The organism is Kribbella capetownensis (assembly GCF_004331485.1).
GTDB classification, from domain to species: domain Bacteria; phylum Actinomycetota; class Actinomycetes; order Propionibacteriales; family Kribbellaceae; genus Kribbella; species Kribbella capetownensis.
Window position 1 is genome coordinate 25507 of sequence record NZ_SJKD01000009.1, and the last position, 21144, is coordinate 46650.

Genomic DNA, 21144 nt, shown 5'->3' on the forward strand with positions numbered 1-21144 from the left:
AGGCAACGGTCGTTGACGTGAAGAGCACTGAAGTTCCTTCCGCCGTTGCCGAAATGTCGTTGCGGAATGAGACACCTGAACATCGACCGTCTCAGCGCAACGCAAATCTCTCCGAATTCCGGACAGTGTCGGCAGCGACCGGCCCGGCGCAATTCAGCGGTCGACGAGAACCGCGTCGGCGTTGATGTCCAGCCGCAGACCGCGCCAGACCGGATGACGCAGGCGGGAGTCCGCAGCCCACCCGGAGTAGGTCACCTCCGCGACCAGGACTGGGTCCAGCCAGTGCGCGATGCGGCGGTCGTGGGTCGGGATCGTCGAGGGGTCGAACGGCGGAGCGCCGATCTCGAGGCCGGCCAGCTCCGCGCTGAACATGTCGAGCGTGGCGAAGTCGAGGCCCGAGCCGACCTTCCCGATCAGGACCAGGTCACCACCCGGCTCGGAGTACGCACCGCAGTAGAACGACCCGATCTTGCCCTCGCGATTGCCTTCGCCCGGGTGCCAGCCGCAGAGGATGACGTCGCGGGTCAGCACCGGCTTGATCTTGATCCAGTCCGAACTGCGCCGGCCGGACAGGTAGCGCGACTTCCGGCGCTTCGCCACCACGCCTTCGAGCCCGGTCGACATCGCCACGTCCAGCGCCGCTCCCCCGTCGTCGAACGCCGGCGGCGTCTCCCAGAACGGGTCGCCGATGTCGAGCGAGTCCAGCAGCCCGCGGCGGTCGTCGTACGTTGCCTCCAGCAACCACTTGCCGTCGAAGCGGAGGACGTCGAACAGCCGGACCGAGACCGGCACCTGGGTGATCAAGTGCCGCAGCTGGCGCGGGTCCCGCACGTGCATCCGCCGTTGCAGCAGGCCGAACGACGGTGCGCCGTTCTCGTCCAGGGTGACGATCTCACCATCGAGTACGGCGGGGAGTCGCAGGCCCGGGGCGTCGGCGAGACCGATCAGCTCGGGATAGCCGGCCGAGACATCGCGGCTGTTGCGCGACCACAGCCGGCAGACGCCGTCGTCCACCTCCGCGATCACGCGGATGCCGTCCCATTTCAGTTCGTACGACCAGCCCGCGCCGGATGGCATCTCCCCCAGGGAGGCCATCATCGGCAGCACCGGAGGACTGGTCGCGGGACTCATGTCGACTGCAACCGCTTCAAGGCGCCGAGCACTTTCTCACGATCGGCGGTCGGCCACATCGGAGGCAAGGAGGCGCGCAGATACGCGCCGTACCGCTGGGTGATGATGCGGGGGTCCAGGATCGCGACCACGCCACGGTCACTGCTGCGGCGGATCAGCCGGCCGGTCCCCTGCGCGAGCAGCAGTGCGGCATGGGTCGCGGCGACGGCCATGAAGCCGTTGCCGCCCGCCTCGTCGACGGCGCGCTGGCGGGCCGCCATCAGTGGCTCGTCCGGGCGCGGGAACGGGACGCGGTCGATGATCACCAGGTTGCAGGTCGAGCCTGGTACGTCGATGCCCTGCCACAGGGACAGCGTGCCGAACAGGGACGTCTCCGGGTCGTCGACGAACTCGCGGGCCAACTCGCCCAGTTGCGCGTCTCCCTGGCAGAGCACCTTCAGGTCGGTCGCCTCGCGGACCGCGGCCGTCGCCGCCTCGGCCGCGCGGCGCGACGAGAACAGGCCGAGGGTCCGGCCACCGGCGGCCGTGATCAGGTCGATGATCTCGTCGAACTGCTTCTGCCCCAGTCCGTCGCGATGCGGTGGCGGCAGGTGCTTGGCGACGTACAGGATCGCCTGCTTCTCGTACTCGAACGGGGAGCCGACGTCGAGGCCGCGCCAGGGCAGCGGGCCGGTCTCGGAGCTCTCGCCGAGCTCCGGCATCTCGTCGTCGTCATCGAGTTTGTCCGCCGGGCGCAGGCCGACCTGGCGGGCGATCGCGTCGAAGTCGCCGCCGAGGGTGAGGGTCGCGGAGGTGAGTACGGCGGTCCGGTCCTTGAGCACGAGCTCGCGGAGCAGGCCGGCGACGGTGAGCGGCGCGATCCGGAGCTCGCGGCCGAAGCGGTCTCGGTCGGTCATCCAGACCACGTCGGCGTCGCTGAGCGCCGCGACGCGCTCGGAGACGTCGAAGATCTCCTTGACCGCGCCCTTCGACTGCCGCTTCGCGCCGTCGGGGTCGTCGTCCTTGTCGTCGGACTTCTTGTTCAGGTCGGAGTACAGCGAGCGGGCGGCGTCGCGGACCAGGGCGGCGGCCTCCAGCACCGCGGCGTTCGACGGCTCGATGCGGCCTTCGCGGGTGCTGTCGAGAGCGGCGCGGAGGGCGTCGGAGGCGTCGATCAGGTCGTCGGCCTTGTCGTCGTCGACGAAGCGGCGGGATCGTTTCGCGGCGCGCTCGACCATCTGCGGGGAGAGCTCGTCGCCGGCCGCGCCGGTGACGCGGGCGGGCAGCTCGTGCGCCTCGTCGACGATGATGACGTCGTGCTCGGGCAGCACGGTGCGGTTCTCGAACGCGTCGATCGAGAGCAGGGCGTGGTTCGTGATCACGATGTCGGCCTTGCGGGCCTGGTCCTTGGCCTTCTCCGCGAAGCATTCCTCGCCGTACGGGCATTTCTGCGCGCCGAGGCACTCGCGAGCGGCGATGGCGACCTGCTGCCAGGCTTGGTACTGGTGTGAGGGTGCGTGGTCGCGGTCGCCGGCCTTGCCGTCGAGCAGTTGCTGCTCCGCCCAGTCGCGCAGCTCGAGCACCTGCTGACCGATCTGGCCGGGCGGCGGGACGTCGATGAGCATCCCGTCGTCGTCCGGCGCACCCTCGCGGATCCGGTGCAGGCAGGCGTAGTTGTTGCGGCCCTTCTGGATCGCGTACGACGGTCTGCGCGGGAGGAGCTTCTCGGTCGCGTCCAGGAGCGCGGGGACGTCGCGGTCGACGAGCTGTGACTGGAGCGCGAGGGTCGCGGTGGACACGACGACGCGGCGGTCCTCGATCGCGTGCAGGAGCGCTGGGACGAGGTAGCCGAGCGACTTGCCGGTGCCGGTGCCGGCTTGCACCAGGAGATGTGAACCGTCGTGCATCGAGGTGTCGACGGCCTGCGCCATCTCCACCTGACCGGGCCTGGTCTGCCCGTTGATCCCCGACACAGCAGCCTCGAGCAGTTCCCGCACATCAACACCCACCGCCACACCCTAGCCCGCCCGACGGACAGATTTCTGTTCGGAGGGCGCGGGTGTGGATAACGCTGGACGGCTAAACGACGGCGCCTCGGTCGGGTTGGGTGTCTCGGTCTACTTGGGGGCGTTTGGGGCGTGGGGGTGGGGCTGGGTAGCGGCGTTCCAGCTCCAGCAGTAAGGGGGCTGCGGTGAGGTTGGAGGAGTAGGTGCCGACGAGGATGCCCAGGAGCAGGGCGAGGGCGAAGTCGGCCAGGGAGTCGCCGCCCAGGAAGAGGAGGGCGCTGAGGATGAAGAGGGTGGAGATACCGGTGTTGATGGTCCGGGGCAGGACATTGACGATGGCGGTGTCGATGACCGGGCCGAGGTTCTCGGTGGAGCGGGCGTTGCGGGTCTCGCGGATGCGGTCGAAGACGACCACCGAGTCGTTCACCGTGTAGCCGATGATCGTGAGGATCGCGGCCAGGAAGATCCCGTCGACCGGTTTGCCGGTCCACGCGAACACGCCGACCACGACCGCGACGTTCTGCAGCAACGCCAGCACCGCGCCGGCACCGAACGTCCATCGGAACCGCGCGGCGAGATAGATCAACTGCGCTAGCAGCGCGATCCCGAGGGCGATCAGGCCCTTGTTCCGCAGTTCCTCACCCAGCGAAGGCCCGATGCTCTCGTTGCGCACCAGTTCCGTACCGCCACCGATCTCGGCGATCGACTCGCGGATCTTCTCCGCCTCGTCGTCGCTGATCGTGCCGGTCCGCACGGTGATGTCGTCGGCGCCGGACGCCTGCACCACCGCGTTCGGGTACCCCGCGTCGGCGACCGCGGCCCGCGCCTGGTCCGGCGTGATGCGCTGCGCCGTGCTCACCTCGAGCAGCCGTCCACCGGTGAACTCGATGCCGAGATTCAGCCCGCGTACGGCGACCCCCGCGAGACTCACGATGATGGCGACAGCCGTGATCAGCAGCCAGCGACGGCTGTGCTTCATCAACGACGGACGCCGCGCCTCCAGCCAGGTCCGGACCCGCCCGTGCCCCGCGATCCCACTGATCCGCGGGTGCCGCACCACAAACCCCCGCGACACCGCGAACTCCGCCAGCACGCGAGTCACGACCAGTGCGGACAACATCGAGGCCACCACACCGATGCTCAGCGTGACACCGAACCCGCGGACCGGCCCGGCAGCCAGGAAGAACAACAGCCCAGCAGCCAGCAAGGTGGTGATGTTCGAGTCGGCGATCGCGGACAGCGCGTTCTGGAACCCACTCCGCAGCGACCGTCGCAGCCCGTCCGTCCGCCCCGCGATGTAGTCCTCACGCGCCCGTTCGAACACCAGCACGTTCGCATCGACCGCCATACCGATGGCCAGCACGAAACCGGCCAATCCGGGCAACGTGAGCGTCGCCCCGAGCGCGGTCAGGGCCGCGTACGACATCCCGGCGTACCCGATCAGGCCGAAGACCGCCATCAGGCCGACCAGGCGGTAGACCATCACGATGAACAGCGCGGTGAGTGCCAGACCGATGACGGCGGCCAGCGCGCTCGCCTGGATCGCGTCCTGTCCGAGCGACGGGCCGACCGTGCGCTGGTCGATGACCTCGACCGGCACCGGCAGCGCCCCGCCGGAAATCAGCGCGGCCAGGTCCTTCGCCTGCTCCTCGTTGAACGAGCCCGAGATCGTCGTGCTGCCGCCGCCGATGCCGACGTTGCACAGCTGGCTGCCGCCGTTCGGGTCCACCTGCGGCGCACTGATGATCTCGTTGTCGAGCACGATCGCGATCAGCCGCTGCGGCGTGTTCAGCGGCTGGCAGGCGGCCTGGCCGGTGATCGCGGCCCAGGTCTTGCCACCGTCGCCCTTGAAGTTCATCTCGACGAACCAGCCCATGGCGGCCTGCTGCGGGTCGAGCCGGCCCTCGGCGCCGCTGACCATCTCGCCCGTCATCGCGGGCTTGGCCAGCCGGAGGAACCCCTGCCCGGTGTCGCTGGGCAGATAGACCTCTCCGGCGGCCGGTTTGGCCGGCTTCGTCGCGACCTGGTCGAGCACCTCGTGGAAGGTGAGCTGTGCGGTCTTGCCGATCACCTGCGCGGCCTCGCGCGGATCCTGGACGCCGGGCAGCTCGACGATGATCCGGTTCTCGCCCTGGCGCGTCACGTTCGGCTCGCTGACGCCGAGCGCGTCGATCCGCCGGTGCAGCACCTGGGTGGCCTTGTCGGTGGTGTTCTTGTCCGCCTTGACCGTCGGCGAATCCTTCGCCTCCAGCACGATCTGCGTTCCGCCGCGCAGGTCCAGGCCGAGCTGCGGCTTGGCCGTCAGCACGACGTACGTCGAGGCTGCCAGCACGAAGAACGCCAGCAGCGCGCGGACGAGGGACGACCGGTTCACAACAGCCTCCGGAGGCTCTCGGCGAGGAGCGCTCAGTGTACGGAGCGGCCGCAAAAGTCCATTCGGCTCCGAACTATTCCGGTGCGTCGATCCCGTGTTCGATCGCGTAGCGGACCAGCTCGGCCCGGTTGTGCAGCTGCAGCTTCCGCAGTGTGTTCTGCACGTGATTCTCCACCGTCCGGTGCGACAGGACGAGCCTGGTCGCGATCTGGCGAGCAGTCAGGCCGCGGGCAACCAGACGGAGCACCTCTGTCTCCCGCTCGGTCAGATGCGGCACCTCCGGCCCCGCACCGAGGCGTCGGTACTCCCCCAGCAACAGTCCGGCCAGTCCGGCGCTGAACACCGCATCGCCTTCCGCAGTACGCCGTACTGCGTCGTCGAACTCGTCCAATGACGCCGACTTCACCAGATAGCCGGAGGCTCCGTTCTTCACGGCGTCCAGTACGTCGCTCTGCTCGGCGCTGGCCGACAGCACCAGCACCCGGGTGTCCGGCAGCGCTGCCGTGATCTCACGGGTCGCGTCAACGCCGGACCCGTCGCCGAGCTGCAAATCCATCACCACGACGTCCGGCCGGGTAGCCAGCGCGATCTTCACCGCACCCGACACGTCCGAGGCCGTCGCGCACACGTCGTACCCGCGGCTGCCCAGGTCCCGCGCCACGCCCTCGCGCCACATCGGATGGTCGTCGACGATCATCACGCGTGTCATGTAGCCACCTTCAGTTCCCACTCGGTTCCCTCGCCCGGGGCGGTCCGGACCATGACTGTGCCACCCAGATCGGCGATCCGGCCGCGGATCGACTGGCTGACGCCCAGGTGCCCGTCGACGCGGGCCTGCTCCAGCCGGGCAGGCGTCGTACCGATCCCGTCGTCGCGGATCGACACGACCACCTCCTCGCCAAGGTCCTCGACCACCAACCAGGACCGGGCATCCGGTCCGGCGTGCTTGTCCACGTTGCTCAGCGCTTCGTTGACCGCGGCCACCAGTTCGGCGGCGGTTGCGGCCGGCAACAGGACCGGCGCGGCAGGTACGACGACGTCCACCCGGGTGGTGGCCAGCGGCAACAACAGCCCGCACAGATCGACGCTGCCGCCCTCGCCGAGGGTCGGACGGGACGACATCAGGGTGCGCAGGGCAACTTCCTGCTCGGCAGCCAGCTCTGCCAGCTCCAGCGCCTCACCACCGATCGCCGTACCACGACGCTGTACCTGGGCGAGCACCTGCAGTACGCCGTCGTGGATGGACCGGCTGAGCCGGAGCCGCTCGGCGGTCGCGCTCTCCGTAGCGATCGCCTCGCGCAGACGCGCTCCCGCCTGCCTCATGGTCGAGGCGGCGTACCCGACGACCAGACCGGCGACCAGGAGCAGTTGCACATTGCCGAGAATCTTCGGCATGTGGTCGACACCGCGTAGCGACAGCAGCGCCAAGCTCACGATCACGGCGCCGAGCAGACCGCCGTCCCGCCCGCGGGCGATGGCCAGCGCGAGCACCGGTCCGGCCGCCCACACCGAGGTCAGCACGGAGGCGCCCGCGCGGATGTCCAGTAGCGGCTGCGCGAGCAGGGTCGCGTACATGCAACCGACCGTGATGACCAGGTCGACGAACGCCAGCCGGGTGTTGCGGCGTCCCCAGCGACGGCTGTAGCCGATCGAGGAGACGACGGTCCAGGCACCCATGACGGCCAGCTGCAGCACCGCCCCGGACGGCCGGACGATCCCGTCCCACCGGGTCCAGACGCCGAAGCACGCGGACCCGAAGGCGATCACGCGGAAGGCGACCAGGGCACGCCACAACGGCTGCAGGAGGTCGACGGGGTCGGAGTTCACCGGGACAGTCTGCCAATCGACCGGCCCGCCGCGGCTGAGGCGTCGTACCGGACTGGTCAGGTAGCTCTACTCATGGCGCAGGATCCCCGCAGGTTTCCCGGATTCTCCGCCATCCACTTCAGCTCTGCCGGTTTTCGCCGTACTCTCGCGCAAACACGCTCGGGGGAGCTTCGATCACGCCGCGTCACCATGCACTGGTGGCGCGGCGGCAGCGACCAAGCATGGAGGGGAATCGTGCGCAAGCTACCCGCCGGGTTGTTCAGCCTGGCCCTTGCGGCGACGTTCGGACTGAGTATGGCCTCGTCCGGCGCCGCCGCCCCGCCCTCAGGGGCTCCCGGAGCCACGAGCGCCAGTGAGCCGGTCCAGACGTCCGACGAGCTGTCGAGCCCGCTCGAGGACCAGCGTCGCGAACTGCGCCAGGAAGCACTGACCAAGGTCCTGAACGGCACCGCCAAGGCTGAGAAACGCGGCGCCAGCACGGTCGTGAAGGTCGGCACCAAGTCGGCCGCGGCCAAGGGCCAGACCGGTCCCAAGGCCAAGCAGAAGGTCGACCAGTACGTCGAGCTGAGCCGGGAGAAGACCGACCGGATCTTCGTGATCCTGGCCGAGTTCGGCAACGAGCGGCACCCGAGCTACCCGGACAAGGACCAGGCCCCGAGCATCCCCGGCCCGGCGACGTTCGAGGGACCGCTGCACCGGCCGACCTGAACGCGTGGGACAAGCTGCAGCTGGGCTGGCTGGACTACGAGATCGTCAACTCCGGCCAGAAGCGGACCGTCGAACTCGGCCCGCACGAGTACAACTCGAAGAAGGCCCAGGGGTTGGTGGTGACGCTGCCGAAGAAGGCGCGCGTCAACGAACTCGTGCCACCGGCGGCCGGGACCAAGTCGTGGTGGAGCGGCTCCGGCGACAACTTCACCCACACGATGAACCGCCAGGTCACGCTCCCGGCCGGAGCAGCGGCCAGCCTCACGTTCCAGGCCAACTGGGACATCGAGGACTGCGGTACGACGGCGTGTGACTACGCCTACGTCGAGGTGAACGACGGCACCGGCTACAAGCCGATCCCCGGCAGCATCGCGAACGCGGCCGAGGGCAACGGCATCGACGGCAAGAGCAACGGCTGGCAGCCGGCGACCTTCGACCTGTCCGCCTACGCGGGCAAGACGGTCGGCCTGCAGTTCCGCTACACCACCGACCCGAACACCGGCGGCAAGGGCTTCTTCGCCGACGAGATCACCGTGACGTCCGGGACCACCACGGTGCTGACGTCGGGCGCGGAGACCTCGCCGGACGGCTGGACGCTGAACGGCTTCAGCGCCCAGGGAGCCAGCTTCACCAGCATGCACGACAACTACTACCTGGCGTCGCACATCAACTACGTCGCCCAGGATCAGTACCTGAAGACCGGTCCGTACAACTTCGGCTGGCTGAACACCCTGCCGGACAAGGTCGAGCACTTCCCGTACCAGGACGGTCTGCTGGTCTGGTACTGGGACACCTCGTTCAACGACAACAACACCAACACCCACCCCGGCGGCGGACTGATCCTGCCGGTCGACTCGCACCCGACCCCGATCAACCGGATCGACGGTCAGGTCTGGCGGCCGCGGGTCAGCGCGTACGACGCGCCGTTCGGTCTGGAGAAGGCGGACTCGTTCACCCTGCACATCAACGGGCAGGCGAGCTACGTCCGCGGTCAGGACGCCGTACCGACGTTCAACGACAGCAAGCAGTACTGGTCGGCGGACCTGCCGACGAGCAGCGTGAAGGTCCCGAACAACGGGGTCAACATCAAGGTCGTGTCCCGCAGCGGGACGACCATGAAGGTCCAGGTGTCGAAGCGCAGCTGACCTGCTGAGCACAAGAGGACGGCCCCGGGAGGATTCCTCCCGGGGCCGTCCTCTGTGGCCTTACTGAGCCGTTGCCACCTGGTACGGCGTCAGGTCGCCGGCCAGATCCGGGTGAACCCGGGCGGTGACGCGAGTGCCGTCCGCGGTGTGCTCCAACTGGTCGACCGAGCCCTCGGAGTGGATCCGGGAGACCAGGTCGCCACGCTCGTACGGGAGCAGCAGGTCGAGCGCCACGTCCGGCTGCGGCAGCGACGCCTCGACCAGCGCCTTCAGCTTGTCGATGCCCTCGCCGGTGCGGGCCGACACGACGATCGCCCGCGGCTCGCGGTGCAGGATCGGGGCCAGCGCCATCGGGTCGGCCAGGTCGGCCTTGTTGATGACGATGATCTCCGGGACGTCCGCGGCGCCGATCTCACTCAGCACCTCGCGGACCGCCTGGATCTGCGCGAACGGGTCGGCGTGCGATCCGTCGACGACGTGCAGCAGCAGGTCCGCGTCCGCGACCTCCTCCAGCGTGGACCGGAACGCCTCGACGATGTCGTGCGGCAGGTGCCGGACGAACCCGACCGTGTCGGTGAACGTGTACACGCGCCCGTCGGACGTCGTCGTACGCCGGGTGGTCGGGTCCAGGGTCGCGAACAGGGCGTTCTCGACCAGGACACCGGCACCGGTGATCTTGTTCAGCAGCGAGGACTTGCCGGCGTTGGTGTAGCCCGCGATCGCGACCGACGGGATCGAGTGCCGGCGGCGCTCCTGGCGCATCGTCGACCGCGTGCCCTTCATGCCCTTCAGCTCACGCCGCAGCTTGGAGATCTTGGTGTTGATCCGGCGCCGGTCGGTCTCGATCTTGGTCTCACCGGGACCACGGCCACCGATACCGCCACCGGCCGCACCGACGCGTCCACCGGCCTGCCGGGACAGGTTGCCACCCCAACCACGCAGGCGCTGCTTCATGTACTGCAGCTGGGCGAGCTCGACCTGGGCCTTGCCTTCCTTGCTCTTCGCGTGCTGCGCGAAGATGTCCAGGATCAGCGCGGTCCGGTCGACCACCTTGACCTTGAGCTTGTCCTCCAGGTTGCGCAGCTGCGCGGGCGCCAGCTCGCCGTCCGCGATCACCGTGTCCGCGCCGAGCGACGCGACCAGGTTGCGCAGGTCGGCCACCTTGCCGGAACCGATGAAGGTCGCCGGGTCCGGCTTCTTCCGCCGCTGGATCACGCCGTCCAGTACCTCGGAACCGGCGGTCTCGGCGAGCAGCTTCAGCTCGGCCAGCGAGTTCTCCGCGTCCTCGGCGCTGCCCTCGGTCCAGACTCCGACCAGCAGCACCCGCTCCAGCAGCAGCTTGCGGTACTCGACCTCGCTGATGTCGGTCAGCTCGGTCGACATGCCGACTACACGGCGTAGCGCCTGGCGCTCCTCGAGCTCAAGGCCCTCGGTGCTCAGTTCTTGTTCGAAGTCGTCCTGACCCGTCAACGAGTCGCCTGAGTCATCGCCCTGGATCAGGTCGAGTTCGACATCGGTGGTGTCGTCGTATGAATGCGAATGGGTCGTCATATACCTTCCATCGTGGCACGGGCCACCAGTACAAGCGACCCGATTAACGGTAGTCAACGCCCCACGCGGTACCTGAATTCCCCGTCAGGCAGGCAGCCAGGCCCGATCGAACTCCCCGCGAGCGTGCAGAACGGCCGGTCCGGTCAGCTCCAGGTGGTTGTCCGCACGCCACGTCACGGTGACCTCACCACCCGGGACGCCGACGCGGTACGTGACCGGCAACTCCTCCCGGGCCGCCCGTGCGGCCGCCACCGCGACAGCACAAGTGCCCGTCCCGCAGGACCGCGTCTCGCCCGCTCCGCGTTCGTGCACCCGCATCTCGACGTCCCGTGGACCACGCCGTACGACGAACTCCAGGTTGACGCCGGCGGGGAACGCTTCCTGAGGCGACCAGGTCGGCTGGTCGCACAGGTTGCCCGGCTCGCGCAGGTCGTCGACGAAAGCCACGGCGTGCGGGTTGCCCATGTCCACGTGGACAGCGGGCCACTGGTGGCCGTTCGCCTCCACGACGATGCCCGCCGGACCGGGCAGCACGGGCTCGCCCATGTCCACGGTCAGGGTGCCGTCGTCGTTCTGCACGACTTCCTTGACCCCGGCGCGGGTCCCGACCCGGACCGGCTTGTCCCCGGTCAATCCAGCCTCGGCGAGATACCGAGCGAACACCCGTACGCCGTTCCCGCACATCTCCGCGATCGAGCCGTCGGAGTTGCGGTAGTCCATGAACCAGTCGCCGCCGTCCTCGACGTACGACTGCTTGCCGCCCTCGATCACCCGCAGTACGCCGTCCGCCCCGAGACCGGCGTGCCGGTCGCAGAGGAAGCGCACCAACTCCGCGTCCAGGTCTCCATGGACCGAACCGTCGGGGTCGGGCAGGATCACGAAGTCGTTCTCCGTGCCATGCCCCTTCAGCCAGGCAAACGTGCTCATACCGAAGATCGTACGGTGTCCCTCATGGAGCTGATCGCCTACTTCTGGGAGCAGGAGGACGCCGAAGCGGCCGCCGAACGGCTGGACGGCCAGGTCCGGCGCGGGCGCTTCCACGGCGAGGACGACGACGAGGACCACCCGTGGCTCGTCGTACTGCACGAGGTGGACAAGGCCGAGGTGGACGAGGTCGTGGCGGAGTACGACGGGTGGCTCGAGACCGCGGCCGAGGACGAGCCCACCGCACCTCCCCCACTGCCCACAGCGCCCAAGCGTTTCAAGAAAGCGTGAGCACCCGGCCCGGCCGCACGTCGGTCGGTACGCCGTCCGTCAGCACCGGTCGGCCCGCGACGAGCATGTGCTCGATGCCGACCGACAGTTGCCACGGATCGTCGTACGTCGACCGATCGGCGACCTGAGCCGGATCGAGTACGACGAGGTCCGCGACGGCACCGGCTCTGACCACACCGCGGTCGTCGAAACCCAAGCGGGAGGCCGGGAGCGACGTCATCCGCCGGATTGCCTCGGGCAACGTGAGGACGCCGAGGTCGCGGGCGTAGCGGCCGAGGACGCGGGGGAACGTGCCGAAGTTGCGGGGATGCGGGTGGCCGGAGCCGGTGGCATCGAGGATCCAGCCGTCGCTCGCAACGCTCGTGCAGGGGTGCTGCAGCACGGTGACGACGTCGTCCTCGTTCACCGCGTGGTTGACCACGCCGACGGCGGCGCGGTGGTGTTCGAGCACGCGCAGGGCGGCTTCGGCCGCGTCCACCTCGTCGCGGCGGGCGATCTCGGCCAGGCTGAGACCCCGGCAGTCCTCGTATCGGCCAGGTGGCAGCGAGGCGATGACGACGGCGTTCCCATCGAGCAGGTCGCGGGTCCGGATGGCCTCCGCGATGCGCTCGCGTTCGGTCCGGTCGGCGAGCCTGGCCAGGAGGGCATGCGGGCCGCCGTCCATCGCCCACGTGGGTAGCCGGGCCGTGAGCGTCGTGCTGGAGGCTGTGTAGGGGTAGACGTCCCAAGCCACGTCGACTCCGTCTGCGCGCTCTTGGTCGAGGAGCTCGAGTGCGGCGGTGACGAGGCCGTAGTTGGCCTTGCCCACTGCCTTCAGGTGGGAGACCTCGAGCCTCGCCCCGGCGGCCCTCGCAGCGGCGATCGCCTCGTCCAGCGCCTTCAACAGGTCTGCGCCTTCGTTGCGGATGTGCGTCGAGTAGAGCAGTCCGCACTCGGCCGCGGTCGCCACCAGGGCAGCCACCTCGGACGACTCGGCGTACGCGCCCGGTGCGTAGATCAACCCGGTCGAGAAGCCGACAGCACCTTGGTCCGCAGCCTTGCGCAGCAGGTCCTGCATCGTCCGCAGTTCGTCCGGTGACGGCGCCCGCTCGGCGCTGCCCATGGCGGCGATCCGCAGCGACGAGTGCCCGACCTGCAGCGCGAGGTTCACGGCGGGTTCCAAGGGTGCGGCGAACTCGCTCGTGTCCCGCCACGACCAGTCGTGCTGCGGGTCGAGGAACGCCGTACCGGCCTTCATGGACTCCAGGTCGGTGATCGGGAACGGCGACCAGCCGCAGTTCCCGGTGACCAGCGTGGTGACGCCCTGATGCAGCTGCGTGGTCGCGTCCGGCGACGTGCGCACGCTGAAGTCCGCGTGCGAGTGCAGGTCGATGAACCCCGGTGCCACGATGTTGCCCGCGGCATCGATCACCTCGGCGTCGGCCGGTGCGGAGTCAGGCGGCAGTACGTCGGCGATCCGCCCGCCGTCGATCAGTACCGTTGCAGCTACGGCATCCGCACCGCTGCCGTCCAGGACGAGGCCACCCGTGATCGCGATCATGTTGTCACCAGCAATATCACGGCGTACATCACGCAGGCGGGCACCAGCATCATCCACCCGGTGATCAGCATGCTCTTCAGGTCGGACGATCGAGCCAGGCCCATCGCTCCGACCATGTTCGCGTTCGGGAACGGACCGTACGTGTCAGCCTTCGACGCGAACAGCAGCACCACGACCCAGGCGCCCGGTCCGACCCCGGCGCTCGCCGCAAGCGTCCCGAACACCTTGTCCAGCAGGACGACCTGGGCAGCGGTCGCACCCGGTACGCCGACCCAACCGAGCAGGGCGATCGCGATCGCCACCCCGAAGCCGGACACCGTCGCGAGCTCCGGGCCGAGCTGGTCGAGGATGACCTTGAACGGAGCGAGCTGGTCGATCAGCGCGAAGAGGGCCGCCAGCAACCAGAACAGGAGCAGGATGCTGATCAGCTTCGCTCCACCGCGGTACATGTGCTCGGCGATGTCCTTCGCGGACAGCCGTCCGGCCAACCCCGTGACGATGCCCAGCACCGGCAGCGCGAGCAGCGGGAAGTTGGTGCCGGCCTCGGTCACCGTCGCGTAGACGACGCTGCCGAGCAGGACGACGAGGAAGGTGGCAGTCGCGGCGCGTGGCGCCCGAGCGGTCGTCGCACTGTCGTCCGAGACGAGTTCCGCCAGGTCGTATTCGTCGCCGGTGCGCGCGGTCCGGCGCTGAATGTAGGCCACCACGAACGGCCCGACCACCAGCGAGAGCAGGGCCAGCGGGCCGGCGCCGTACCCGAGGTAGGTCAGGTAGTTGACGTCGGCCGCGGTCATGATCGCCACGTTCGAACCGGCGAAGGGCGCGATCGTGAGGCCGGCGCAGCCGCCGATGAAGATCATCGACGCGGTCGCGGCGCGGGTGTAGCCCAGCCGCGCGGTGATCGGCAGCACGATCGGCGCCGCGATGGCCAGCGCACCGGCCAGCGTGCCGAGACTGGCGACGAGGATCAGGCACGCGATCATCACGCCGAGCACGACCGCGACCTTGCTGCGGTTGCCGGCCACCCGCATCACGCCGGACACGATCGTCGTGGCCACGCCGGTGACTCTGAGGACCTCGCCGACACCGGCGCCGAGCACGATGATCAGGCCGATCGCGGTGACCGAGTCGGCCAGCGACTTGCCCAGCAACGTGCCGGTCTCGATCGGGCTCAGTCCCGCGATCAGTACGCCGGACAGCACCGCGACAACGGTGCCGACGACGATGTCCATGCCGAGCAGGCACAGGACGGCGTACAGCACGATCGGCAGCAGGCCCCACAGCGTCGGGCCGTCGGTGAGCAGGCCGGCGACGATCGAGACGACCAGCCCGGCCGCGGCCAGCGCGTTCACCAGCCGACGGCGCCCGGGCGCGACTTCGACCTGGTAGGCGTTCGCGGACGTGGTCGTGCTCTTCTGGTCCTGGCTCATCAAGAGTCCTGTTCGTTTCAGAGGGACAGCGTGGCCACGGTGTTCGCGGCGATCAACTCCGCGTCGACCGTGTGCCCGAGACCGGTTCCCGTCGGCACCTGGACGACACCCCGGGCGGCAGTCACCGCAGGTGTGATCACGTCCTGGGCGTAGTACTTCTCCGAGGCGGAGACGTCCGAGGGGAGGGAGAAACCGGGCAGGCTGGAGATGGCGACATTGGCGGCGCGGCCGATGCCGAACTCGTGCATGCCGCCGCACCAGACCGGGATGCCGGCCTGCTGGGCGCGGTCGTGCGCGGCGCGGGCGGCGGTCAGGCCACCCATCCGCGAGACCTTGATGTTGAGCACCTTCAGGGCCTCGACGGCCAGAGCCGTCTCCAGGTCGTCGAGGGTCTCGATGCTCTCGTCCAGACAGATCGGTGTCGTCATCGCCTGCTGCAGGCGGGCGTGGGCGAGCAGGTCCCGCGGCGCGAACGGCTGCTCGACCATCGTCAGGCCGAACTCGTCCAGCGCACGCAGCCGGTCCGACTGCTCCGCGGAATAGATGCCGTTGGCATCGACATGGAGATCCAGCTGCGGGTACGCCGCTCGCACCGCACGCACCGGCTCGACGTCCCAGCCGGGCGCGATCTTCAGCTTGACCCGCGGATAGCCGGCCGCCACCTGGCGCTCGACCTCGGCCAGCAGATCGTCGATGGTCGGCTCGATCCCGAGCGACACCCCGGCGATCACCTCGGTCCGCGTTCCGCCGAGTGCCTCGGCCAGCGGCACACCTCGCACGCTCGACCACAACACCCAGGCGGCGACGTCCACGCCCGCCTTGGCGAACTGGTTGCCGCGAACCTTGGCCCACAGCTGCGGAACCTGCTCGGGCCGCTCCCAGGTCTGCCCGAGCACGGCCGGAAGGAGGTAGTGCTCGGCAATCTGCCAGCACGTCTCGACAGTCTCCGGCGCGTAGTACGGATCCGACGGCGACGCGATCTCGCCCCAGCCGACGGCTCCCGACGCGTCTTCCAACTCGACCAGGATGTGATCGAGGTGGGTCTTGCGGTGCGAGCTGGTGCGGAACGCGTGCACCAGCGGCATCCGGACCCGGTGCAGCCGGGCCGCGGTGATCTTCAGATCAGTTGACATACAGGCCCAGCTCCGTGTTCAACCGGTCGCGCTCCCCCAGCCGCCGGCGCGCACCCTTCGCGCTCGCGGTGGTCAGGGTCGCCAGCACGTGCAGCACGCACGCCACCACCGTCGGCGAATCGACGTACGACGCACTGCCGGTGGCGACGTAGATGGACTGGTCCGCGATCTTGGCCAGCGGCGCGTCCTCGAAGTCCGTGACGGCAACGAGTTCGCCACCGGCCTCGACGAATCTGCGGGCGATCTCGACTGTGTCGCGGCGATACCGGCGCAGCGAGAACGCGACCATCAGATCACTCGAGCGGACATCGGACAGTACGTCGACGCCGCGCACGACGGTGCCGTCGATCAGGGTCACCTGGGACAGGCCGGCACTCAGGTCGAAGGCGAGCAGCGAGGCGTACGAGAACGACTTCGCGGAGCCGATGATGAACCGGCGGCGGGCGGCGACGATGCGGGCGGCCGCCTGGGCGATCGAGTCGTCGGCCAGGATCTCGTCGAGCGCCTGCTCGATCGAGGCCCGCTCCTGCTCGACCACGCGTCGCTGCAACATCGTCGACGACCGGCGCTGGAGACGGGCGTCGTACCGCTCCTGTGGGCTGGTCAGTTCGCGGTTCCGCAGATCGTCAGACATCGTCCACCGGTCCGAAGTAGTAGACGGCGTTCCCGTCCGGAAGCCGGCGGCAGGACACGGCCGCGAGACCCTTGGCGAACAACTCCTCGAACGCCGCTCGCACCTCGTGCCGGTCCTTGTCCGTTGACTCGGCCGGCATCACCAGCTCGGTCAGCTCCTGGTCCGGAACAGCCTTGGGTTGGTCGGTCAGGTCCCACTCGACGACGACGCGGTCCGTGCCAGGGCCGTACATGTCCGGGGCGAACCAGCGACCGCGGGCGCCGAGCACATCGAAGTTGAAGTGCCCGTTTCGGATCTGGAACGGATCGTAGGTCCAGCGCATCCGGGTCATGCCCGAGCCGAGCGCCACCTCTCGCTGTGCGTACTTCAGCTGCCGGCCGAGGCCGCGTCCCTGATGCCCCGCGGCGACGACGGCCGACTGCGAGTAGTGGTAGAAGCCGCGCTTGTCGGTCCCGCAGAAGCCGTACGCGAAGGCGACGAGCCGATCGCTCTCGTCCAGTACGCCGACCACCGATCCGCCGTTGCTCGCCAGTGCACCGAGCAGCCGCGGGTTCAGCCCGTAGTCGGGGTGCTGGTAGCCGAAGACCTCGCGATACAGCACCGCGGCCTCGGCGTACCGGTCCTGGGTAGTGAGCGAGACGGATCTGAAGCTGTCCTGCACCGGCCCACTCCTCTCAAAGATACGTAACAGATCCTGAGTAAATCCCCTGGACAACAAGGGAGTCAATCGGTGACCAAATGATGATACGTTGCATATCTATGATGATCGATCGACTCCGGGAGTACGTCGCGCACGAGACGCCGACCGGTGACGCCCAGGCCCTGAACGCCTTCGCCGACCGGCTCCTCGACCGGTACGCCGAGCTCGGCGGGACTGCCCGTCGCGTCGCCGCGCCGACCGGCGACCACGTCGTTGCCGACTTTCCGGGCCGCGGTCCGCTCGCCGCTGAGGCGCCACTGCTCTTCATCGGTCACCACGACACGGTCTGGCCGATCGGGCAACTGCGCGACGTGATGCCCTGGCGTGAGCAGGACGGGCTGCTGCACGGTCCCGGCGTCTTCGACATGAAGGGCGGGCTGGTCGTCCTCGAGGCGGCGCTCGAGCAGATCGCGGATCGCGATCATCGCCCGGTGCGCGTCGTTGTGGTCGCGGACGAGGAGGTCGGCTCGCCGACCGCCCGCGAGCTTGTCGCCGCCGAATCGTCCGGCGTGGTCGCCGCCTTCGGTTTCGAATCGCCGCTGCCGAACGGCGACCTCAAGACCGCGCGCCGCGGCAGCAGCCGGGTCCGCATCGAGGTCACCGGCCGCGAGGCGCACGCCGCCCTCGACCCCGGCCGCGGGGTCTCCGCGATCGACGAGCTCATCGACCAACTGATCGCCGTCCGCGCCCTGGTCGCGTCGTATGCCGACGTGCTGTGCAACGTCGGCACGATCACGGGAGGCGGACGGACGAACGTAGTACCCGGAGCGGCCGCTGCCGACGTCGGGTTCCGGTTCATCGACCCGGAGACCGAGCGGGCGGTGTTGGACGCCGTGACCGGTCTCGAGCCGATCCGGCCCGACGCTCAGCTGCAGGTGTCGGTGATGTCGAACCGGCCCGCCTGGCAACCGTCGGCGGCGACCGATGCGCTGCTGCACAAGGTGCAGGCAGCCGCGCAATCGGTCGGTCAGGAGATCGGTGGTGCGCCGGCGTCAGGCGCCGCCGACACGAACCTGACCGGCTGGCTGGGCATCCCGACGCTGGACGGCCTGGGGCCCCGGGGCAAGGGCGCCCACGCCGTCCACGAGCAGGTGATCGCGGCGAGCCTGGCCGAACGGGCCGACCTGGTCGCCGCCATCATCATGACGATCTAGCATCACGACTATCTAGGCCACAGCTGTTTGACCGTTCCCGCCGCTCCCCCACCACGACGTGTCGGCTCAGCGGCAGCCAGGATCCCACCGCCCGGCAGGAACTCCAGCGCAGCAACGGCACCGATCTCCGCGGCCGACGTGAACGCGTCGCCCGACGCTACCAGCGTGTGGCCGTAGGGCTTGAGGACTGCGTCGTACGCGTCGATGAACGGCGGCTCGGCCGTCACGGTCGCGGTGTTGCGCTGCGACGCCCGCGGTGCCGCGATTGCCTCCGGCAACGTCATGTCGCGGTCGAGCCGGTTCGTCAGCGTCTGCAGGACGGTGGTGATGATGGTCGAGCCACCCGGCGAACCCAGCGCCAGGAACGGCCTGCCGCCGCGCAGCACGATCGTCGGCGACATCGACGACCGCGGCCGCTTACCCGGCTGGATCCGGTTCGGGTCGGCCTCGTCGTAGACCGCGGAGAAGTCGGTCAGCTCGTTGTTCAGCAGGAACCCGCGACCCGGCACCGTGATGCCGCTGCCGCCGGTCTGCTCGATCGTCAGCGTGTACGAGACGACGTTGCCCCACTTGTCGGCGGCCACCAGATGTGTCGTCGACAGGCCCTCGGTGTCCGGCCGTTGCGTGGTCGCTACGCCCTTGCCGCACTGCGAGTACTTCCCGTCGGGCGAGCCGGCCTTCACCGGCTTGGTCGCGGCATGGTCCGGGTCGATCGCACAGGACCGCTCGGCGCCGAAGCCGCGTGACAACAGCTCCTTCGTCGGTACGTCGACGTACGCCGGATCACCGACGTACGCGGCGCGATCCGCGAAGGCGAGGGCGGATGCCTCGAGGTAGGTGTGCAAGGCCTGCGGGGTGTCCATCTTGTCCAGATGCAGTGGCTGGAGGATGTTCAGCGCCTCGCCGACCGTGGTCCCACCGGATGACGACGGCGGCATGCCGTACACGTCCAGGCCGTCGTACCGGACCTTCGTCGGGTCCCGGTTGATCGTCTTGTACTTCGAGAGGTCGCTGGTCGTGAGGTACCCGGGCATCAGGGGCAACGTCGCGCCCGCGGCCTTGGGTGGCGTCTTCACGACTGCCTCGATCTCGGCCGCGAGCGGGCCACGGTAGAAGGCCGACGTACCCTCCTTGCCGAGCATCCGGTAGGTGTCGGCGAGCTCCGGGTTCTTGAACAGCGAGCCGACCTTCGGTGCGTCCCCGCCGGGGAGGAACAGCTTGGCCGTCGGCACGATCTGGCTGAACCGGGCCTTGTTGTCCAAGGTCTGGCCGCGGAACGTGTCGTCCACGACGAAGCCGCGATCGGCCAGCTCGGCGGCCGGCTTGAGCGCCTTGCCCAGCGACAGCGAACCCCATTGCCGCAGCGCCGAGTCCCAGGTCGCCAAGGTGCCCGGGATACCGACCGAGACGCCCGACGTCACCAGCTCCGGGGTGAAGCGGTACGGCTCACCGGTCGCCGGGTCGATGAACGCGTTGTTCGGCATCGTGGCGGGCGCGGTCTCGCGACCATCGATCGTGAACACCTTGTGTTTCTTGGCGTTGTAGAAGACGAAGTACCCGCCTCCGCCGACTCCGGCGGAGTACGGCTCGGTGACACCGAGCGCGGCGGCGGTGGCTACCGCGGCGTCGACCGCGTTGCCGCCACGGCGCAGTACGCCGAGGCCGACGTTCGTGGCTTCGGGGTCGACCGAGGCGACCGCACCACCGAACCCGATGGCGGTCGGATGCTTGGCCGGCGGCTGCGGCGTGCTCGCGGCCGCGCCGCTCGCACTCAGGCCGGACAAGACGAGGGCACCTGCAGACAGGGATGCGACCAGCTTCTTCACCAGTTCTCCCGCGGGGCGTCGGCATACAGGGACATTCAGGGACAAGCCCTTGCCTATCCCGAACCGGGGCCGCGCGCCAGTTGTGGCGCGGCTGGATCCCGCTAGTTCACCGTGCAGGAGTCCAGGAAGCGGCGGAGCAGCTCGGGGTTCCAGTCCTTGTCGCCGGCCGGGAGCTCGACCAGGAGCCACTGGTCGGGCAGCTTGACCTGACCCGCGACGCGGCCGTCGAGCCGGCCGATGTGGAACGTCTTGCCGGCCGACCGGGTGACCTGGACCGACGCGAGCGTGCGCGCCTCCGGAGCCGCCTGCAGGACTACCTTGGTGTCGGTGTCCGCGGTCCGCATCGTCGGCTGGGACAGGATGACGCGGTCCTGCGGGATCGGGGTCTCGGCGCTCCAGCCCTTCGGGGCGAGGGTGCAGCCGATCGTGTTCCAGGACTGCTGGTTGGCGACCAGCTCGACCACCGACGCGCCGAACATCGACATCGTCTCGCCGCCTTCGGCCGGCGCGGGTGACGAGGACGACGGCGCTGCCTGCGCGGTCTCACTGTCGGACGGTCCACCGGCGACCTCGGTCCCCGGGTTGCCCCACCACTTCACCTGGTTGCCGATCGCGAGCACGGCCGCCGACACCGCGGCCACGCACAGCACACCGGTCACCCGGCGACGCCGCTTGATCCGGCGCAACGCCCGGCGCCCACGCGCGACGTCCGCGTCGATATCCGCCGTCGGCAGCCCATCGGCGGCCTCGTCGGCGAACCCCTCCAGCAACCTCTTGACCTCGTCCACTTC

At 69.1% G+C, this 21144-nt stretch carries 18 protein-coding genes; 4 read left to right on the forward strand and 14 right to left on the reverse strand.

The genetic code is table 11. The features are described from left to right. Nucleotides 1–153 precede the first annotated feature (153 nt). From ligD to macS, 5 genes are all read right to left on the reverse strand, one after another. The gene (gene ligD, locus E0H75_RS33130; RefSeq protein WP_131517668.1) at nt 154–1131 is read right to left on the reverse strand and encodes a non-homologous end-joining DNA ligase; all 978 of its coding nucleotides are present in this window, start codon (nt 1129–1131) and stop codon (nt 154–156) included. After that, on the reverse strand, nt 1128–3125 hold the full coding sequence (locus E0H75_RS33135) for an ATP-dependent DNA helicase (RefSeq protein ID WP_131517669.1): 1998 nt from the start codon (nt 3123–3125) through the stop codon (nt 1128–1130). Before E0H75_RS33135 ends, ligD begins: the two co-directional genes overlap by 4 nt. A gap of 64 nt (nt 3126–3189) precedes the next feature. Then, nucleotides 3190–5490: a protein translocase subunit SecD gene (secD, locus tag E0H75_RS33140; protein ID WP_131517670.1), complete on the reverse strand. Its 2301-nt coding sequence runs from the start codon at nt 5488–5490 to the stop codon at nt 3190–3192. A gap of 73 nt (nt 5491–5563) precedes the next feature. Next, nucleotides 5564–6199 (reverse strand): response regulator, encoded by a 636-nt coding sequence (locus E0H75_RS33145; RefSeq protein WP_131517671.1) that lies wholly within the window; start codon nt 6197–6199, stop codon nt 5564–5566. Then, a complete protein-coding gene (gene macS / locus E0H75_RS33150) occupies nt 6196–7317 on the reverse strand; it encodes a MacS family sensor histidine kinase (protein ID WP_131517672.1) in 1122 nt (373 codons plus the stop codon). The genes E0H75_RS33145 and macS overlap by 4 nt, the downstream gene beginning before the upstream one ends. A gap of 234 nt (nt 7318–7551) precedes the next feature. Here macS and E0H75_RS44360 point away from each other — a divergent pair, with 234 nt between their 5' ends. Both E0H75_RS44360 and E0H75_RS33155 read left to right on the forward strand, forming a co-directional pair. After that, complete coding sequence (locus E0H75_RS44360) at nt 7552–8025, forward strand: immune inhibitor A (protein ID WP_238163411.1); 474 nt, start codon at nt 7552–7554, stop codon at nt 8023–8025. A gap of 119 nt (nt 8026–8144) precedes the next feature. Further along, nucleotides 8145–9170: a hypothetical protein gene (locus E0H75_RS33155; protein WP_337589523.1), complete on the forward strand. Its 1026-nt coding sequence runs from the start codon at nt 8145–8147 to the stop codon at nt 9168–9170. Nucleotides 9171–9230: 60 nt separating this feature from the next. On the opposite strand, the gene hflX is transcribed toward E0H75_RS33155, so the two are convergent. Both hflX and dapF read right to left on the reverse strand, forming a co-directional pair. Beyond that, a complete protein-coding gene (gene hflX / locus E0H75_RS33160; protein ID WP_131517673.1) occupies nt 9231–10721 on the reverse strand; it encodes a GTPase HflX in 1491 nt (496 codons plus the stop codon). Between the two features lie 84 nt (nt 10722–10805). After that, nucleotides 10806–11648 (reverse strand): diaminopimelate epimerase, encoded by an 843-nt coding sequence (gene dapF / locus E0H75_RS33165; protein WP_131517674.1) that lies wholly within the window; start codon nt 11646–11648, stop codon nt 10806–10808. Between the two features lie 24 nt (nt 11649–11672). Between dapF and E0H75_RS33170 the strand changes: the two genes are divergently transcribed. Further along, on the forward strand, nt 11673–11936 hold the full coding sequence (locus E0H75_RS33170; RefSeq protein ID WP_131517675.1) for a hypothetical protein: 264 nt from the start codon (nt 11673–11675) through the stop codon (nt 11934–11936). Here E0H75_RS33170 and E0H75_RS33175 read toward each other — a convergent pair. Genes E0H75_RS33175 through E0H75_RS33195 form a run of 5 tightly spaced genes read right to left on the reverse strand, consistent with a single transcriptional unit; the run spans nt 11923 to nt 17334 of the window. Further along, nucleotides 11923–13476, reverse strand: a complete 1554-nt coding sequence (locus tag E0H75_RS33175) for an N-acyl-D-amino-acid deacylase family protein (protein WP_131517676.1) — start codon at nt 13474–13476, stop codon at nt 11923–11925. The two genes, E0H75_RS33170 and E0H75_RS33175, sit on opposite strands and share 14 nt — an antisense overlap. Then, nucleotides 13473–14906: a Na+/H+ antiporter NhaC family protein gene (locus E0H75_RS33180; protein WP_131517677.1), complete on the reverse strand. Its 1434-nt coding sequence runs from the start codon at nt 14904–14906 to the stop codon at nt 13473–13475. The genes E0H75_RS33175 and E0H75_RS33180 overlap by 4 nt, the downstream gene beginning before the upstream one ends. A gap of 17 nt (nt 14907–14923) precedes the next feature. After that, nucleotides 14924–16039, reverse strand: coding sequence for an o-succinylbenzoate synthase (gene menC, locus E0H75_RS33185; protein WP_238163412.1), 1116 nt, complete (start codon nt 16037–16039; stop codon nt 14924–14926). Next, complete coding sequence (locus E0H75_RS33190; protein WP_131517678.1) at nt 16029–16673, reverse strand: MurR/RpiR family transcriptional regulator; 645 nt, start codon at nt 16671–16673, stop codon at nt 16029–16031. Before E0H75_RS33190 ends, menC begins: the two co-directional genes overlap by 11 nt. Beyond that, the gene (locus tag E0H75_RS33195) at nt 16666–17334 is read right to left on the reverse strand and encodes a GNAT family N-acetyltransferase (RefSeq protein ID WP_131517679.1); all 669 of its coding nucleotides are present in this window, start codon (nt 17332–17334) and stop codon (nt 16666–16668) included. The genes E0H75_RS33190 and E0H75_RS33195 overlap by 8 nt, the downstream gene beginning before the upstream one ends. Before the next feature lie 98 nt (nt 17335–17432). Here E0H75_RS33195 and E0H75_RS33200 point away from each other — a divergent pair, with 98 nt between their 5' ends. Then, nucleotides 17433–18527, forward strand: a complete 1095-nt coding sequence (locus E0H75_RS33200) for a M20/M25/M40 family metallo-hydrolase (protein ID WP_238163413.1) — start codon at nt 17433–17435, stop codon at nt 18525–18527. A gap of 8 nt (nt 18528–18535) precedes the next feature. On the opposite strand, the gene ggt is transcribed toward E0H75_RS33200, so the two are convergent. Both ggt and E0H75_RS33210 read right to left on the reverse strand, forming a co-directional pair. Further along, nucleotides 18536–20353, reverse strand: a complete 1818-nt coding sequence (ggt, locus tag E0H75_RS33205; protein WP_238163414.1) for a gamma-glutamyltransferase — start codon at nt 20351–20353, stop codon at nt 18536–18538. 101 nt (nt 20354–20454) lie between these two features. Continuing rightward, nucleotides 20455–21141, reverse strand: coding sequence for a hypothetical protein (locus E0H75_RS33210; protein WP_131517681.1), 687 nt, complete (start codon nt 21139–21141; stop codon nt 20455–20457). Nucleotides 21142–21144: the final 3 nt, after the last annotated feature.

Excerpts from the sequence above, each read along its gene's own strand:
- ligD (WP_131517668.1), bottom strand. The coding sequence starts at position 1,131 with ATGAGTCCCGCGACCAGTCCTCCGGTGCTGCCGATGATGGCCTCCCTG.
- E0H75_RS33145 (WP_131517671.1), bottom strand. The coding sequence starts at position 6,199 with ATGACACGCGTGATGATCGTCGACGACCATCCGATGTGGCGCGAGGGC.
- hflX (WP_131517673.1), bottom strand. The coding sequence starts at position 10,721 with ATGACGACCCATTCGCATTCATACGACGACACCACCGATGTCGAACTC.
- dapF (WP_131517674.1), bottom strand. The coding sequence starts at position 11,648 with ATGAGCACGTTTGCCTGGCTGAAGGGGCATGGCACGGAGAACGACTTC.
- E0H75_RS33170 (WP_131517675.1), top strand. The coding sequence starts at position 11,673 with ATGGAGCTGATCGCCTACTTCTGGGAGCAGGAGGACGCCGAAGCGGCC.
- E0H75_RS33175 (WP_131517676.1), bottom strand. The coding sequence starts at position 13,476 with ATGATCGCGATCACGGGTGGCCTCGTCCTGGACGGCAGCGGTGCGGAT.
- E0H75_RS33180 (WP_131517677.1), bottom strand. The coding sequence starts at position 14,906 with ATGAGCCAGGACCAGAAGAGCACGACCACGTCCGCGAACGCCTACCAG.
- menC (WP_238163412.1), bottom strand. The coding sequence starts at position 16,039 with ATGTCAACTGATCTGAAGATCACCGCGGCCCGGCTGCACCGGGTCCGG.
- E0H75_RS33190 (WP_131517678.1), bottom strand. The coding sequence starts at position 16,673 with ATGTCTGACGATCTGCGGAACCGCGAACTGACCAGCCCACAGGAGCGG.
- E0H75_RS33200 (WP_238163413.1), top strand. The coding sequence starts at position 17,433 with ATGATGATCGATCGACTCCGGGAGTACGTCGCGCACGAGACGCCGACC.